This window comes from Glutamicibacter sp. BS14 (assembly GCF_056934375.1).
Genome location: NZ_CM167801.1, coordinates 2,048,800 through 2,064,895 on the forward strand (window position 1 = coordinate 2,048,800; position 16,096 = coordinate 2,064,895).

General features: G+C 59.3%; 13 protein-coding genes. 5 read left to right on the forward strand and 8 right to left on the reverse strand.

Annotation, left to right across the window (positions count from 1 at the left end; translation table 11 throughout):
• Positions 1–24 precede the first annotated feature (24 nt).
• The 3 genes from AC1Z36_RS09730 to AC1Z36_RS09740 all read left to right on the forward strand — a co-directional run bounded on the left by AC1Z36_RS09730 (position 25) and on the right by AC1Z36_RS09740 (position 4,118).
• Positions 25–3,051, forward strand: a complete 3,027-nt coding sequence (locus AC1Z36_RS09730; RefSeq protein ID WP_483561234.1) for a bifunctional [glutamine synthetase] adenylyltransferase/[glutamine synthetase]-adenylyl-L-tyrosine phosphorylase — start codon at positions 25–27, stop codon at positions 3,049–3,051.
• A gap of 8 nt (positions 3,052–3,059) precedes the next feature.
• Positions 3,060–3,542 (forward strand): DUF1990 domain-containing protein, encoded by a 483-nt coding sequence (locus tag AC1Z36_RS09735; RefSeq protein ID WP_105661476.1) that lies wholly within the window; start codon positions 3,060–3,062, stop codon positions 3,540–3,542.
• A 105-nt stretch (positions 3,543–3,647) separates the two neighbouring features.
• Positions 3,648–4,118: a nucleoside deaminase gene (locus tag AC1Z36_RS09740; protein WP_105656781.1), complete on the forward strand. Its 471-nt coding sequence runs from the start codon at positions 3,648–3,650 to the stop codon at positions 4,116–4,118.
• Positions 4,119–4,280: 162 nt separating this feature from the next.
• Here AC1Z36_RS09740 and glnA read toward each other — a convergent pair whose 3' ends face one another.
• A complete protein-coding gene (gene glnA / locus AC1Z36_RS09745; RefSeq protein WP_105656780.1) occupies positions 4,281–5,705 on the reverse strand; it encodes a type I glutamate--ammonia ligase in 1,425 nt (474 codons plus the stop codon).
• A 274-nt stretch (positions 5,706–5,979) separates the two neighbouring features.
• On the opposite strand from glnA, the gene AC1Z36_RS09750 reads away from it, so the two are divergent.
• Positions 5,980–6,417: an RDD family protein gene (locus AC1Z36_RS09750; protein WP_105656860.1), complete on the forward strand. Its 438-nt coding sequence runs from the start codon at positions 5,980–5,982 to the stop codon at positions 6,415–6,417.
• A 70-nt stretch (positions 6,418–6,487) separates the two neighbouring features.
• On the opposite strand, the gene AC1Z36_RS09755 is transcribed toward AC1Z36_RS09750, so the two are convergent.
• The 3 genes from AC1Z36_RS09755 to lipB form a co-directional block, all read right to left on the reverse strand.
• Entirely contained in the window at positions 6,488–7,237 is a 750-nt protein-coding gene (locus tag AC1Z36_RS09755) for a DUF4191 domain-containing protein (protein ID WP_105656779.1), read from the reverse strand.
• 166 nt (positions 7,238–7,403) lie between these two features.
• Positions 7,404–8,402, reverse strand: a complete 999-nt coding sequence (gene lipA, locus AC1Z36_RS09760; protein ID WP_105656778.1) for a lipoyl synthase — start codon at positions 8,400–8,402, stop codon at positions 7,404–7,406.
• Positions 8,403–8,436: 34 nt separating this feature from the next.
• Positions 8,437–9,111, reverse strand: a complete 675-nt coding sequence (gene lipB, locus AC1Z36_RS09765; RefSeq protein WP_286134117.1) for a lipoyl(octanoyl) transferase LipB — start codon at positions 9,109–9,111, stop codon at positions 8,437–8,439.
• Positions 9,112–9,388: 277 nt separating this feature from the next.
• Here lipB and AC1Z36_RS09770 point away from each other — a divergent pair, with 277 nt between their 5' ends.
• The gene (locus AC1Z36_RS09770) at positions 9,389–10,330 is read left to right on the forward strand and encodes a hypothetical protein (RefSeq protein WP_483561235.1); all 942 of its coding nucleotides are present in this window, start codon (positions 9,389–9,391) and stop codon (positions 10,328–10,330) included.
• Positions 10,331–10,408: 78 nt separating this feature from the next.
• Here AC1Z36_RS09770 and AC1Z36_RS09775 read toward each other — a convergent pair whose 3' ends face one another.
• The 4 genes from AC1Z36_RS09775 to AC1Z36_RS09790 all read right to left on the reverse strand — a co-directional run bounded on the left by AC1Z36_RS09775 (position 10,409) and on the right by AC1Z36_RS09790 (position 15,884).
• Positions 10,409–10,759, reverse strand: a complete 351-nt coding sequence (locus tag AC1Z36_RS09775; RefSeq protein ID WP_483561236.1) for a hypothetical protein — start codon at positions 10,757–10,759, stop codon at positions 10,409–10,411.
• A gap of 111 nt (positions 10,760–10,870) precedes the next feature.
• The gene (gene sucB, locus AC1Z36_RS09780; RefSeq protein ID WP_105656774.1) at positions 10,871–12,589 is read right to left on the reverse strand and encodes a 2-oxoglutarate dehydrogenase, E2 component, dihydrolipoamide succinyltransferase; all 1,719 of its coding nucleotides are present in this window, start codon (positions 12,587–12,589) and stop codon (positions 10,871–10,873) included.
• 117 nt (positions 12,590–12,706) lie between these two features.
• Entirely contained in the window at positions 12,707–14,086 is a 1,380-nt protein-coding gene (lpdA, locus tag AC1Z36_RS09785) for a dihydrolipoyl dehydrogenase (RefSeq protein ID WP_105656773.1), read from the reverse strand.
• 283 nt (positions 14,087–14,369) lie between these two features.
• On the reverse strand, positions 14,370–15,884 hold the full coding sequence (locus tag AC1Z36_RS09790) for a leucyl aminopeptidase (protein WP_105656772.1): 1,515 nt from the start codon (positions 15,882–15,884) through the stop codon (positions 14,370–14,372).
• Positions 15,885–16,096 lie beyond the last annotated feature (212 nt).

Genomic DNA, 16,096 nt, shown 5'->3' on the forward strand with positions numbered 1-16,096 from the left:
AAATGCGGGAGAACACGAGACACCATGCCGGAAGTACCCTCGCGAGCATTGCTCAACGCTGGCTTCAGCGACATCGAAAGGGCCAAGAAATTCCTTCAGGCCGAGGAACTGTCCCGGATTGATCCCAGCCTGATCGTGAGCAAGATGGCGCATGCGCCAGATCCGGACCAGGCACTGCTGCTGGCCCTGCGGTTGGTAGATCGGCACCCGGAAGTCATCGATATCTTCCTGGAGCCCGATAGCTGCCAAGGGCTCGTCAGGCTTCTGGGCAGCTCTTCTGCGCTCGGGGAGTTCCTCATGCGTTGTCCCGAGGCGCTGGAGATCGTCCGCCACGCCCCACCCGGTGAATTCGTCCCCGTGCCCGCGGAACAGCTGGTCGAGGACTTGCTGGCATCGATCGAGGCCAAGCAATCAGACGGCGGGCACTGGGTCTCTTCCCATACCGGTGCTGAAGCGCGACAGCGCTTGCGCACCGCCTACCGCAAGGCCTTGCTCTCGCTGGCCCACCGGGACTTGGGTTCCACCCAGCCGCAGCGCATTCTGCCCCTGGTCGCCGCCGAACTGGCCGACATGGCTGGTGCCGCGTTGGAGGGGGCATTGGCCATTGCCCGGGCCGAAGCCGCCGAACAATATGATGCTGGCGACGTTGATCGGGTTAAGATCACCATCATTGGCATGGGCAAGTGCGGTGCACGTGAACTGAACTATATTTCGGACGTCGATGTCATTTACGCCCACGATTCCACGCCGGGAATCGATGACGACCTGGCCGCCGCGATCGCGACGGTGATCTGCGGGAACACGGCACGTGCACTGATGGTCCCTGGCCCTGAGCCGATGCTCTGGGAAGTGGATGCGAATCTTCGCCCCGAGGGCAAGGACGGGGCCTTGACCCGTACGCTCTCATCCCATGAAGCGTATTACCGCCGGTGGGCTCATTCATGGGAATTCCAAGCCCTGCTCAAGGCCCGCGCGATTGCCGGCGACAAGGAACTGGGACGCTCTTATGAGCGGATGGTTTCGCCAATGGTTTGGTCCAGTTCCGAGCGTGAGGGCTTCGTTGAATCCGTCCAGGCCATGCGCCGACGCGTCAGCGACAACATCGACAAGCAAGATGTTGCGTGGCAAATCAAGCTGGGCCCCGGTGGACTGCGCGATGTCGAATTCACCGTCCAGCTGCTCCAACTCGTCCATGGTCGAGTCGACCCCGCCATCCAGGTGCCAACCACCACCCTGGCCATCCAAGCGATGAGCGATATCGGCTACATCGGCCGTGATGATGCGACGAATTTCGATGACTCATACCGTTTCCTGCGCTTGCTGGAGCACCGGATACAGCTCAGCCAATTGCGCCGTACCCACTTGATGCCCCGGGCAGAAAGCGCCCAGCGCGTGCTTGCACGATCGATCCGTGGTGCCGGAGACCTGCAGCTCAGCAGCCCGGAGAAGCTGATGCGCCGCTGGAATGAAACCAAGCGCATGGTGCGTTCGCTGCACGAGCGTATTTTCTACCGTCCGCTCCTGGTCAGTAGTTCCAACCTCTCGGCCGATGATGTCAAGCTCACCGCCGAATCGGCGCAAGCCCGCCTGCGCGCCCTGGGCTATCTCGACCCGAAGGCGGCGATGCGGCACATTGAAGCCCTGACCGGTGGGGTCTCGCGCAGTGCGTCATTGCAACGGCAATTGCTGCCGGTACTCCTGGACTGGTTTGCCCGCGGGGTGGACCCGGATGCTGGATTGCTGGGCTTCCGCCGGCTCAGCGAAGCGCTGGGCAAGTCCCATTGGTTCCTCGGCATGCTGCGCGATACCAACGCTGCCGCCGAACGGCTGAGCCACTTGCTCTCCAATACGCGCTTCCTGACCGACCTGCTGGCCAATGAGCCGGCGGCGGCCGCTTGGCTGGGCTCCGACGCGTCCTTGACGCCGCAGACATTCGAGAACCTGCTGCAGCAGAACACCTCGATCATCCATCGCACGAAGCAGCCAGAAGCTGCCATCCGCATGATCCGCATGGTGCGCCGCCGCGAGTTCTTGCGTGTCGCGCTTGCCGACGGCGCCGGCCTGCTGACCGTTGACGAAGTTGGCGTAGCACTCTCTAACATCGACGCCGCCATGGTTGACGGGGTGCTGAAGGTCCTCTTGGCTGCTGACCAGGCCAAGCACGGGGAACATGCTGTCGTTTCGGTCATTGCCATGGGCCGCCAAGGCGGTCGGGAAATCGGCTACGGCTCTGATGCGGACGTCCTGTTCGTGCAGCGCCCGGTTCCTGGCGCCACGGCCCAAGCTGCTCAAGAACAAGCGCTTCGGGTAGTTACCGACCTGGTGTCGTGGACCGCCAAACCGTTGAAACCAGCCATTCCAGCTGAAGTGAAATTGAAAGTGGACTCGGATCTGCGCCCCGAGGGCCGCCAGGGAATGCTGGTCCGTTCTCTGGACGCCTACGCCACCTATTACCAGCGATGGGTGGAAATCTGGGAACGCCAGGCGTTGCAGCGTGCACGCCCGTTTGCCGGCGATGACCAGTTGGCTGAAGATTTCATGGAATTGATTAGGCCGGTGCGCTACGGCAAGGGACTGGACGAGTCGGAGATCCGGGATATCCGCAAGATCAAGGCCCGCGTTGAGTCCGAACGGCTCCCACGAGGTGCCGACCCCAACCGCCACCTGAAACTGGGACGAGGCTCGCTCTCGGACATTGAATGGCTGGTGCAGTTCTACCAGTTGCAATACGCCTGGAAGCACGAATCCCTGCGCACCACCTCGACGCTCCGGGCGTTGGAAGAGCTGGCGAAGTTGGAGCTCATTGCGCAAGACGATAGCGAACTGCTGGCGATTGCTTGGCGGCTGGCTACGCAGATTCGCAGTGCTGAAATCATCACGTCCGGACGTTCCAGCGATGTCTTGCCGAGTTCGGCGCGCGATATGGAAGCCGTGGCTCGGTGGTGCGGCTATGAGCCGCACTTTGGCGTGGAACTCGAAGAGGACTACTTGCGTGCAACCCGGCACGCGCGTGGCATCTTTGAACTGCTGTTCTACGGCTTTGAGAACTAGGAACCGCGGTGGCCGTTGAAACGCTGCTGGAACGTACCTGGAGCCCGCTGGCTGCTTCATCCAGGCCGTGGCAACGCCGCGTGCTGCTAGGTAGGGGAGTAGCCCTGTGGAACGTTGCGTGCGCTGCCTTGCTCCGTTGGGAAGTCAAGACACGCAGCGGGTTCAGGCTTCAGCCGCAGTTGCCGGTCGCCGTGGGCCAGCAACCCTTGATCACCATCGGTGTCGGACCGTTGCGCATCCATGAACCTGTGGAGGTCGTTGACGTCGTTGCGGAAAGTGATTGGGTAGGGTTTTCCTACCGGACGCTGCCGGGGCATCCGGTTCAGGGTGTGGAAGCTTTCATTCTTGAACGCGCGGACGAGCAAGTTTTCCTGCTGATCAGGTCGGTCACGGCACCTTCTGATGTGCCTGCTTGGCGTCGAGTCTTCAAGGCGCTGCTCCTGGCGCAGTGGGTGACACGTCAGCGTTACCTTCGTGCGCTGAAACCTTAGTCCGCAACCGGCAATTTCCTGCGCTTCCCGCCGGAACAGGATGCGGGGGACTAGGGTGGGGATTGTAATCTCTACGCGAATAATGAGTGCAGGGGAGCTTCGAAAATGCTGGACCCAAAGATGCTGCAGGCTGCCATTGATCAGTCCTTGCTGGCCCTGGAATCCAATGACAGCGGACCATTTGGCGCGGTGGTAGTCCTTGACGGAAAAGTCGTTTCCGCTGGCTACAACTCGGTGGTGGGTAGCCAGGATCCAACGGCGCACGCCGAAATCAATGCCATCCGCGCAGCGGGACAAGCACTGGGAACCTTCGATCTGTCGCAATGCGAGCTCTACACCAGCTGCGAGCCATGTCCCATGTGCCTGGGTGCCATCTATTGGTCCCGCTTCGAGCATGTCTACTACGCGAATACGCGCGACGAAGCCGCGAAGATCGGCTTCGATGATGATTTCATTTACAAGGAGCTTGAGCTTCCCATGAGCGAGCGGAAAATTCCGTTTACCAAGGTTGAAGATTCCGGTGCGCTCAGGGCATTTGAGCTTTGGGAAGCAAAGAGCGACAAGCAGGAATACTAGTACTTGTTATCGGGGCGGCACTTGCCCTGAGCGCGATGGCCGCCCATGTGCGGGCCCGCACTGATGCTTAAACAGAGGAGTCCGCACAAGTGCCAGAACATAGTTCTTGCGCTTTGTGCAGACTCCTCTGCAAACTACACGGGGCGATGCCCCGTCAGCTGATTAGCAACCGTAGTAGAGCTCGAACTCGTATGGGTTCGGGCGCAGGCTCAATGGCTTGATTTCGTTTTCACGCTTGTACTCGACCCAAGTCTGGATCAGGTCCTCGGTGAAGACGCCGCCTTCGAGCAGGAACTCGTGATCAGCTTCCAGGGCCTTGAGCGCCTCTTCGAGGCTTTCAGGTGCGCGCTGGATTTCCTTGGCCTCTTCGGCAGGAAGCTCGTAGAGGTCCTTGTCGATTGGCTCTGCAGGTTCAATGCGGTTCTTGATGCCGTCCAGGCCAGCCATCAGCTGGGCTGCGAACGCCAGGTATGGGTTCGAGGAAGCATCCGGAGCGCGGAACTCGATGCGCTTCGCCTTAGGGTTCGAACCGGTGATCGGGATACGGATACCGGCAGAGCGGTTGCCCTGCGAGTAAACCATGTTCACTGGAGCTTCGTAGCCCTTGACCAGGCGGCGGTAGGAGTTCACGGTTGGGTTGGTGAACGCGAGCACGGCGTCTGCGTGCTTCAGCAGGCCGCCGATGTACCAGCGTGCGGTATCGGACAGGCCAGCGTAGCCCTTTTCATCGTAGAACAGCGGTTCGCCGTTGGCCCACAGCGACTGGTGCACGTGCATGCCCGAGCCGTTGTCGCCGAAGACTGGCTTTGGCATGAAGGTTGCGGACTTGCCCCACGCGTCAGCGACGTTCTTCACGATGTACTTGAAGAGCATCAGTTCATCAGCGGAGTGAACCATGGTGTTGAACTTGTAGTTGATTTCTGCCTGGCCGGCAGCGCCCACCTCGTGGTGGCTGCGTTCAACCTCAAGGCCAGCCTTGTCCAGCTCGACGCAGATCGCGTCGCGCAGGTCAGCCTGCTTGTCAGTCGGTGCAACTGGGAAGTAGCCGCCCTTGTACGGGGTCTTGTAACCCTGGTTGCCGCCTTCTTCCTTGCGGCCGGTGTTCCAAGGTGCCTCGTCGGAATCGATCGAGTAGAACGCGCCCTGTGGCTTGGATTCGTAGCGAACGTCTTCGAAGATGAAGAATTCTGCTTCTGGGGCGAAGAACGCGGTGTCAGCGATACCGGTCGATTCCAGGTATGCCTCGGCACGTTCCGCAACGCCACGTGGGTCGCGGTGGTACGGCTCACCGGTGCGTGGGTTGATGATCGAGAAGTTGAAGGCCAGGGTCTTTTCCAGGCGGAAGGGATCGATGAAGCCGGTGGTGACGTCCGGGATCAGCTGCATGTCGGAATCAGAGATGCCGGCGAAGCCGCGGATGGAAGAACCATCGAAGAGCTGGCCGTTGACGAAGAAGTCGGCATCCACGGACTTGGCAGGCACGTTGAAGTGCTGCTGTACACCTGGTAGGTCGGTGAAACGGATATCGACGAACTTGATGTCCTCTTCGGCAATATATGCCAAGACTTCTTCTGGACTGGTAAACATGTGCAGGTGACTCCCTGGTGAGATATAAGGTTTGGTAAACGGAACCGGTAGCCGGAATGATCCGGCTGGTCCTCTTGCTTACGTATCAAGCTTACCTATAATCCATTTCTGAATGGTGTCTCTATTGTTTCCAACCTGTTACAAGCGGAGAATCCGGGCGTGTCGTATCGCGCTGATCTGCGCTGATTGCCTGCTGTAACAATCTGACTTGGATACTTGCTACCTGGTTATCGCGTTCTAACTGGCGCACAGAATCGCTGGATAGACTGTATTGGTGGAAAGAAAAGACTTCAGCTCGTGGCTTGAAGGGCCGCCGCAGCATAATACGCAACAATGGCCCGGGCAGGATATGGGGCGCCCCGAGAAGGGCCCCGGCTCCATTGCCAGATTCCCGCGACGGGTCGGTGCACTGCTCTTGGACTGGGGGCTCTCGATGCTGCTGAGCTGGTGGCTGTTTGACAGCCACGATCTGGCAACATTGAGCCTGTTCTGCGCCGGGCAGATCATCGGTGTCGGGTTCACCGGGCACACGATCGGGCACCGTACCTTTGGAATGCAGGTGCAGTCGCTGGATGGAACCGCAATCAAGCCGTTCCAAGGCCTGATTCGTTCCTTGCTGCTTTGCCTGGCTATTCCGGCCTTCGTCACCGACAAGGACCAGCGTGGACTGCATGATCGTTTGCCCAAGACCATCCTGGTGAATATCTCCTAGCAATAGATCCGGACAGCAAGAAAGAAGCCGCAACTAGAAATTCCAGTTGCGGCTTCTTTAGTAGTTGTCTTTAGCGTCCGCGCGTAGCGCGGCGGTTTGGACGGACGCGGTTCGGGTCTACGCCCTTGGGGATAGGCAGACGATTCGCGGTCAACGTGCTCAAGCGCTTGTCGATTGCGCTGACTTCCAGCTTCGTAATCGACTTTGGAAGCTTCTTCATTGCCTTGCCGACTTCAGCCAACGGAGTCTGGCCTTCTTCGGAACCAGCGTTGATGATGTGCACGGGAACGTTCGGCAGAACGCGGGCGATGCGCTTGCGCTCGGAAGAGGCAAGCTCACGAACCCGGCTCTTTGGTCCCTCAGTGACCAGGACGATGCCCGGGCGACCGATACCGAGGAACACCAGATCCTGGTGGCGGTTGTAGGCAACTGGTTCCTGCTTCAGGATCCAGCCGCGACGCAGCACACTCATGGCGGCGCCGGCAGCGCCGGGGCGGCCCTCAAGCTGCGAGAACGCAGCTTTCTCTGCGCGGCGGGACATCACGAACATTGCAGCAAGGAGCGCCAGCGGGATTGCGATGATCAACATCGTGATCCAGTTTTTGATCAAGAAGCCGATGACCAAGCAGACAGCAATGACGGCCAAGGCTGCCAATGCCATCCACCACACGACCATCGGGTCATTGCGGCGAGTCATCTGGAAGACCTGGCCAATTTGCTTCAGGCGGCCCGGTTCTTTGTTCTTCTTCTCAGCTTTTGGTTTACGCGAAAACAAGCCACGCTTAGGCGCGGCTGCGTCGTTGTCGGAGTTTTTGGCCATAGTGCCTTAATTCTACGCGATGAAGTTGATAGTTCTAAGCCGAGCCGGATCGAACACGGCATTTTCAGCTGAATTGCCCATGGACGGGCAGTGGGAAAGCCCCGGAACCCTCGATGGATTCCATCAGGAGTTCCGGGGCCTTAGCCGTGGGGTCCACTGGACCGAGCTACTTGATCAGCGAAGCTGCTTCCTGGCGCGTGTTGCCCGAGGACTCGATATGTGCCAATGCCTCTGGGATTTCGCGGCCCTTCTTGCGCATGGCGCCGGCCCACAGGCGGCCAGCGCGGTAGGAAGAACGGACCAGCGGCCCAGCCATGACTCCGGCAAAGCCGAGTTCTTCGGCTTCTTGCTGAAGCTCCAGGAACTCCTGCGGGGTGACCCAGCGGTCGACTGGCAGATGCAGGTCGGTTGGGCGCAGGTACTGGGTCAAAGTCAGCAGATCGCAGCCTGCCTCATGGAGATCACGCATGGCCTCGGAAATTTCTTCTCGAGTTTCGCCCATACCCAGAATCAGGTTGGACTTGGTGATCAAGCCACGCTTGCGGCCATGGGTGATCACATCCATGGAACGCTCGTAACGGAAAGCCGGGCGGATGCGCTTGAACAGGCGAGGCACAGTCTCTACGTTGTGGGCGTAGACTTCTGGCTCCGAATCGCAGATGGTATCCAGGTTCTCCGGCTTGCCGCTGAAATCGGGGATCAGCAGCTCTACGCCGGTGCTTGGATTCATCTTGTGGATCTGCCGCACAGTCTCGGCATACAGCCAGGTGCCCTCGTCTTCGAGGTCATCACGGGCGACGCCGGTTACGGTGGCGTAGCGCAGATCCATCTTCTTCACGCTCATGGCGACCTTGAATGGCTCTGAGCGGTCAATTGCCAAGGGCTTGCCGGTGGCGATCTGGCAGAAGTCGCAACGGCGGGTGCACTCTGAACCGCCGATCAGGAAGGAAGCCTCGCGGTCTTCCCAGCACTCGAAGATGTTCGGGCAGCCTGCTTCTTCGCAGACCGTATGCAAGCCTTCGCTCTGTACGAGATTTTTCAGGCCAACGTATTCAGGGCCAATGCTCAACTTGGCCTTGATCCATTCTGGCTTACGCTCCACAGGTACGGCAGCGTTGCGCTTTTCTACGCGCAGCATACGGCGGCCTTCTGGTTCGACGCTCATTAAACAGCTCTTTCTTTGGTGAGGGCGTGACTGTCTAGACGACTTGAGGGGTGAGCAGACGCTCTATTTCGGTTTGTACGCGGTCAACGACGTCTTCGGGGGTGACGGTACGGCCGAGTTCTTCGGAAATGGTGGTGACACCTGCATCGGAGATGCCGCAGGGGATGATCTGTTCGTAGGCGGAAAGCGCGTTAGAGCAGTTCAATGCGAAACCGTGCATGGTGACACCGTGGTTGATGCGGATTCCAATGGCTGCGATTTTGCGGTCCTGAGCGCCATCTTTGCCCGGTACCCAGACCCCGGAGCGGCCCTTGATCTGGGCCGTCGGAATGCCTAGCTCGCTGACCACGTTAATCAGGGCTTCTTCCAAGGTCTCCACGTAAAGTCGGATTGCGCTGATCTTGCGTAGCTTGACGATGGGGTAGCCAATGAGCTGTCCCGGGCCATGCCAGGTCAACTTTCCACCGCGATCCACATCCACCACGGGGGTCCCGTCCATCGGGAGATCTTCAGGTTCAGTTCGCTTGCCTGCGGTGTAAACCGCTTCGTGCTCCAGGAACAGGACTTTTGGGGTTTGCGTGTCCGCGGCTACCGCATCATGCAGTTGGATTTGGTAATCCCAAGCTTCCATGTAGGGCACAAATTTTGAGCCTAGTCCGACTCGTTCGAATTCGATCGCCATGACGGCTAGCCTACGCTCTTGAACGATCGGTCGCTAATTCAGAGCCGTCGAACCCATCTGTGGATATCCAGCTTGCAATTTACGATTCTGGGTTACAACGGAGTCATGGATGATTCTACGAATGTTCTAGCGTGGCCGACAAGCCCCGGGCATGTCACGGTAAGGCCGCTAAGTTCCAAGTCACCGTGTAAAGTTTGGCTGATCCGGAGGGAAAGCGACCAGTTGTACCTCACGCTAAAACTTAGCCTGACTATGGAAAACATCACTTCGCTTCGCCAAGAGCAGGTAAAGCAGTCAAGGAAATATGTCGTTGATTTCTACGGAACCCTGTCGACACAATTGGGCGAGGGGCTGGCTATGGAATATTGCCCCGGTGGCAGCCCCCGGAATCCCTTCGATCATTCATGAACTGTTGATCGATTCGCTGAATCCAGATCCGCAAGCACGACCGACCGCAGATCAGTTTGCTCGAACGTTGTTCGCAAGCTGTCCGGCAGAGCCCATCAGCTGGGAAGGGCATGTAGCTCCAGAAGCTACTCATCTGATGGAGACCATCCATCCATCCGCGGAACAGAATGCTGCGCACAAGCGCTTCAAGCGCCAGGCCGATACCGCAAGCAGGCAGCGAAGCCCCAGCCGCGATGACTCCTGGCATAGCCATCGATTGCGCCGGACCCCCGGGGCCGTGAAATTGGCCGGTGCCGCAGCACTGGGCTCCTTGGTTATTATCGGGAGCCTCGTGGGCGTCAATCATTTCCGTGCGGCTGTGGCCACCGAAACGACTGCGGCTACGGCAGTACCGTCAGCAGAGCAAAGCTGCAGAATTGAAGACGGGGCGCACGTTCCAGCTTGTGCCTTGAATCGGGACACCGTGATCTCTGCATTCCTCGCGCTTTCAAGAGAGCGCGATGAAGCGATGGGGCAGCTGGCGGGGGAGAAGCTCAAGGGGCTCTACACTTCAGGAGCGGAGCAGCTGCAACGAGATCTCGAAACAATCGATCAGCTTCGGAAAATGGGTTTGGAATTTGCGGGATTGCGCACGAGACTCACGGACGTCACGGTATCGGCGCGTGGGCAGGGGGACTCTGTCATTCTTGCTGCCACTTCTACCCAAGAGGAATACCGCTACGTGGATGCCCGCGGAGCCACGGTTCACGCCGTCCAGACCGCGCAGCCGCAACGCATCGAAGTGGAACTAGTGCTGGAAGACGAGCGCTGGAAAATTGGCAAGGTATTGCGCCGTTAAAAGCGAAACGGCGGGAGGTGCAACCACAGCTTGCTCTAAGCTGATGGTTGCGGCTCCCGCCGTCAATGCTAATGCTGATTAGTTCCAGAGTACCGCGATGGCGATGTTGATCAAGGCCATGCCACCCACGGCGTGAGCGATCCCCGTAGGAACTTCCTCGCCGTTCTTCATCTTCTTCCGGCCAAGGAACGCTGCCACCAAGATAATGATTGCAATCAGCGACTTGATTCCAATCTTCATGTGGTTTGGCGAACCGGCGCCAGCCTCGAGAATACCGACCATGGCCAGACCCGTTACGACCTGAACGATAGCGCCATACCACTGCCATACGGAGACGGTTGGAGTCTTGAAATTAGCAAGCCAGCCGCCGAAGATAGCTGCTGCACCCAAGATATGCACGAAAATCAGGATTGAAAGAAGAATAGTCATGATACTAGCCTAATCTATTTTCGACTGATCGTAGAAAACGCAGAATCGCCCCTGTCGAACCAACGACAGGGGCGATTATCTACCTAGGCTGCGAAAGCGAAAGCTGGATCTTTACAGTCCCAGTTCGCCTTCGAAAGCGCCGCCTTCAAGGCGAGCCTTGACGGTCTGCAGGAAGCGGCCTGCATCGGCACCGTCTACCAGACGGTGATCGTAGGTCAGGCACAGGTACATCATGTGGCGGATGGCAATCGAATCGTTGCCCTCTGCGTCGGTAACGACCATTGGACGCTTCACGATCGCACCGGTGCCCAGGATGGCTACCTGTGGCTGGTTGATGATCGGGGTGTCGAACAGTGCGCCAACCGAACCGATGTTGGTGATCGAGAAGGTGCCACCGGAGAGCTCATCCGGACCGATCTTGTTGCTGCGGGTGCGTGCAGCAACATCAGCGATACGCGAAGCCATGCCAGCCAGGTTCAGATCGCCAGCGTTCGATACAACAGGAACCAGCAGGCCCTTGTCGGTGTCGACTGCGAATGCCAAGTGCTCGGCATTGTGGTAGGTGATCTTCTGGGTCTCTTCGTTGTACTCGGCGTTCAACTTAGGGTGTGCCTTCAGGCCCTCGGCAACAGCCTTGGCGATGAATGGCAAGTAAGTGAGGTTCACGCCGTTGGTGGCCTTGAAGTTGGCCTTTGCCGAAGCACGCAGCTTCACGATGCGGGTCATATCGATCTCGTGGACCTGGGTCAGCTGAGTCGATACGTCCAGGGATTCGCGCATGCGGCGAGCGATGACCTGGCGGATACGTGGAGCCTTCTCCTCGGTGCCGCGCAGCGAGGAAACCTCAACTGCAGGAGCAGCTGGCTTCGCGGCGGCAGGAGCAGGGGCGGCAGCAGGGGCGGCAGCTGGTGCAGCAGCTTCCTGGGCGGCAACAGCGTCCAAGACATCCTGCTTGCGGATGCGACCGCCAACGCCGGTACCCTTCACCGAAGCAATGTCGATGCTGTGCTGGTTAGCCAAGCGGCGGACCAGTGGGGTGACGTAGCCGGACTCATTGGTTGCCTCAGCAGCCGGTGCCTCTTCCTTTGCAGGAGCGGGAGCGGCCGGAGCGGCAGGTGCCTCTTCCTTAGCGGGAGCCGGAGCGGCCGGAGCCTCTTCCTTTGCAGGAGCCGGAGCAGCAGCTGGTGCTTCTTCCTTGGCTGGGGCGGCAGCTGGAGCAGCGCCAGCTGCACCGATAACAGCCAGAACAGCGCCAACTTCAGCGGTCTCATCTTCTGGAACGCGAATTTCCAGCAGGGTACCTGCAACGGGGGAAGGAACTTCGGTGTCAACCTTGTCGGTGGAAACCTCAAGCAGTGGCTCGTCGACGGAGACTTCCTCGCCAACTTCCTTCAGCCAGCGGGTGACGGTACCTTCGGTAACCGACTCGCCCAGAGCTGGAAGGGTCACTTCGGTGCCTGAAGCAGCGCCGGCGGCTGGTGCAGCTGCTGGAGCTTCTTCGGCTGCAGGTGCTGCTGGTGCTTCTTCAGCGGCTGGTTCGGCAGGTGCTTCTTCAGCGGCCGGAGCTGCTGGTGCAGCTTCGCCAGCGCCGGAGCCATCGCCAATGCGAACCAGTGGGGCGCCAACTTCAGCGTCCTCGTCTTCGGCTACGAAGATTTCCTCGATGATGCCGGCAACCGGCGAAGGAACTTCAGTGTCAACCTTGTCGGTGGAAACTTCCACCAACGGCTCGTCTACCTCTACACGGTCGCCGACCTGCTTCAGCCAGCGGGTTACCGTACCTTCGGTAACGCTTTCACCCAGTGCGGGTAGGTTTACGGTTTCAGACATCGTCCCGTATCTCCTTGTTTTATAAAGCTTGAAAAGTGGTGGGAGGCGTTGCCTCCGAGCCTAGTGCATACAGGCAGCGCGTTGAACTAACGCGCTGCCTGCATGACCAAAGCGTGATTAACCGTGCAGCGGGGCGCCGGCCAAAGCCATTGCGGCTTCGCCCAGGGACTCGTTCTGGGTTGGGTGTGCGTGGATCAGCTGCGATACGTCCTCTGGGTAAGCTTCCCAGTTCACGATCAGCTGGGCTTCACCGATCTGCTCGCCAATGCGGCCGCCGATGCCGTGAACGCCAACGATTGGGCCGTTCTTGACGCGAACCATCTTGATGATGCCGCTGGTGCCCAGGATCGAGGACTTGCCATTGCCAGCCAAGTTGTACTCGGTGGTTTCAATCTGGTCGGCACCGAACTTCTCCTTGGCCTTCGGCTCGGAGTAGCCCACGGAAGCGATCTCTGGCTCGCAGAAAGTCACCTTCGGGATGTTGATGTCCTCGACGATGGTTGGCTTCATGCCGTGGATTTCCTCGGCTACGAAGCGGCCATGCTGGTAACCGCGGTGTGCAAGCTGTACGCCTGGAACGATGTCGCCGATTGCGTAGATGTTGCCAACGCCGGTGTGCAGGCGCTCATCGGTGATCACGAAGCCGCGGTCAATGGTGATGCCCTGCTCTTCGAAGCCGAGGCCCTCGGTTACCGGACCGCGACCCACTGCAACCAGAACGATCTCTGCTTCCAGGACCTTGCCGTCAGCCAGGGAGACCTTGGCACCGTTAGCATCCTGCTCGACCTTCTCGAAGAAGACGCCGGTGTTGAACTTGATGCCGCGCTTCTTGAAAGCGCGCTCCAGGTTCTTGATGATGGCTGGGTCCTCGTTCGGAACCAGCGAAGGCAGGCCCTCGACGATGGTGACGTCGACGCCGAAAGACTTCCATACGGAAGCGAACTCGACACCGATGACGCCGCCGCCGAGCACGATGGCGCTCTTTGGCAGGTCTTCCATGTTCAGTGCTTCGGTGCTGGTCAGTACGCGGCCGCCGATTTCCAGACCCATGGTCTTGGAGGTGGAGCCGGTAGCCAGGATGATGTACTTGCCCTTGTAGACGGTGCCATCAACATCGATGGAATCCTGGGAGACCAGTCGGCCGTTACCGGTGATAACGTTGACCTTCTTCATCTTCAGCAAGCCCTGGAGACCCTTGTGCTTTCCAGCAACAATGTCTTCCTTGTACTTGCGCACGCCAGCCAGGTCGATCGACTCCAGCGAGGAGTTGATGCCGAACTTGGCACCCTCGCGAGCGTTCTCGGCCAGCTCTGCTGCGTGCAGGTAAGCCTTGGTTGGGATGCAGCCGGTGTGCAGGCAGGTGCCGCCCAGCTTTTCCTTCTCGATCAATCCAACGGTGTAGCCCAGCTGGATGGCGCGCAATGCTGCCGAGTATCCAGCGGATCCGCCGCCGAGGATGAGGACATCAAATTCTTGCGTTGCTGCCGAATCGGCCACGTGAACGCTCCCTCGTATTCGCTTAGTGAGGCCGGCTTAGGCCGACCAGGGGATCGGGTGTGGACTTCCTGGAGCGTGACACATGCGGGCGCGCACCATTAATCCACGGTGATGTTTCAAAACTTACCTTAGTACCGTCCAATGGTTGCAGTCACCTTCGGGGCATTAAAAGTCAGGTATGTCTCTTATTTTTAAACTCATCCCGGCATCGTGCAGATAGTTCTGGCGATACCGGGATGAGTTCCAGGACACAGGAACTGCCATTAGTCCTGCGTTGCTGCGGCTAGTTTGCTGCAGCGAGCTGCTCTGCGTAGGCAACCAGGGTGCGTACCTGGGAGCCGGTGCCGTTCTTCGGAGTGTAGCCCCAGGCGCTGCCTTCGTTGAACGCAGGACCAGCGAAGTCGATGTGGGCCCAAGGGATCTTCTTGCCGTCCACTTCACCGACAAACTCTTCGAGGAACACGGCGGCAGTCATCATGCCGCCCATGCGCTCACCGATGTTCGCCAGATCGGCAACCTGCGACTCGATGGACGGGCGCAGCTCCTCCGGAAGCGGCATGGCCCAAGCCAATTCGCCCACCTTGTCCGAGACGGCAACCAAGTCGCTGGCGACCTGCTTGTCGCCCATGACACCTGCGGTGCGCAGGCCCAGGGCCAGCATCTGGGCGCCGGTCAGCGTAGCGATGTCGATCATGACATCCGGCTTCTCCAAGCTGGCAGCTGCCAGGCCATCGGCCATGACCAAGCGGCCTTCGGCGTCGGTATTGAGCACTTCAACGGTCTTGCCGCCGAACATGGTCAGCACATCGCCCGGACGGGTCGAGGCGCCGCCAGGCATGTTTTCTGCCAGGCACAGCCAGGCAGTGACCTTGACATTCAGGCCAAGCTCGGCGACTGCGGCAACGGTCTGGAAAACCGCGGCGGCACCGGACATGTCGGACTTCATGGCGTGCATGCCGGCAGCAGGCTTCAGCGAGGTGCCACCGGTGTCGAAGGTAATGCCCTTGCCGATCAAGGCGATGTGCTTGGCGGCCTTCGACGGCGCGTATTCGATCTTGACCATGCGCGGCTGGCGAACCGAACCGCCGCCAACACCGATCAGGCCGCCGAAGCCGTCCTTGGCAAGGCGCTTCTCGTCGAAAATGGTGACCTTCAGCGGCAGGGACTTGGAGTGGTCCTTCACTGCTGCGGCGAAGGACTCCGGGTACAGCACGTTGGCTGGGGCGTTGATCAGATCGCGGGTGCCGCGTACTGCGCGGCCCAGGATGGCAGCGCGCTTGAGTACTGCTGGCAGGTCCTTGGACGTCGCTACCGAGGTGACGATCTGGGCTTCGGCCAGTACCGGCTTCTCGCTCTTCTTCGAACGGTGGTTCTCGTAGCGGTAGCTGCCCAGCGCGATGCCTTCTGCGATGGCGGCCACGCGCTCCACGCTGTCAGCAGGCAGGGCGAAAATGGCGCTCTTGGCGTTGCTCAGCTGGCGGGCAGCCGAACCGGCGGCACGGCGCAGCTTCTCCTCGGTCAGATCAGCTAGCTCGTCAACGCCCAGGCCGATGAACTGCAAGGTCTTGGTCTTGGCACCGTCTACGCCTGGCAGCGCGGTGATTTCGTCGGCCTTCCCGGCAACGCCCAAAGCTGAAAGCGACTGCTCCAGGGAAGTGGTGGTTTCGGCGGTGAATGGGGATGCCGCGATGGACACCTTTTCGCCGTTCTTGAGTACACCCAGGATGAGGGTGTCAGCGCTCTTGCGCTTGATGTCGGCGCCAATGGCGCTCAAAGTGAGATCACTGGAGTTGATCACAAAATCATTCCTTCTATGCCTTTGTAGGGTCTAAGGTCGCGACAGCCCCTGTGGTTTTCCGGAACAGGTCATGCCGGCGGGCTGTGCGTCTCCTACCCCAAGGTTATCCGAGGTTCCGCGTCATCGTGCGTTACTTCACAGCGAGCGAAAGCCAAGTAGCGATAAGATGGACCATTGATCTGTACTTGAAGTGCAGTCCCAGCCGATGGTTG